Genomic DNA, 353 nt, shown 5'->3' with positions numbered 1-353 from the left:
TTTGTTTTTTCCAGGCAAGGATATGTCGAGTCTGTTAGCAATATCCCACACAGTTTCGTTTCGGAATAAACTCATACCAATTACAGACCACATAATAGCTTCTAGCGGTAACCGCCTTTTACGAACAGTGGCAACTCCCGCATGTTCAAATGCTTGTTCAAGAATATCAGGGTCAAGAACCTGCTTAAGTTTGTCGAGTGTATGTACATCATCTAAAAAGGAGGACATATCATCAAAGTGTTGAATTAGAGACATAAAAAAAATCCGATACTATTTCTAATATCGGATTGTGAAGCTATGAAAAGATCAGTCAAGTGATCATAAAAATATGCTTAACTGATCTGCATTAAGCG

At 37.1% G+C, this 353-nt stretch carries 1 protein-coding gene; it reads right to left on the bottom strand.

What is annotated here, in order from left to right; genetic code table 11:
* The coding region (locus JIG41_RS01510) for a transposase domain-containing protein (RefSeq protein WP_199524167.1) at nucleotides 1–255 on the bottom strand (255 nt) is incomplete at its 3' end.
* Nucleotides 256–353: the final 98 nt, after the last annotated feature.

Source organism: Pseudoalteromonas sp. bablab_jr011 (assembly GCF_016464045.1).
Taxonomy (GTDB): Bacteria; Pseudomonadota; Gammaproteobacteria; order Enterobacterales; family Alteromonadaceae; genus Pseudoalteromonas; species Pseudoalteromonas lipolytica.
Note: the sequence above shows the minus strand (reverse complement) of the source record. Positions and strands in the feature narration are given on the sequence as shown.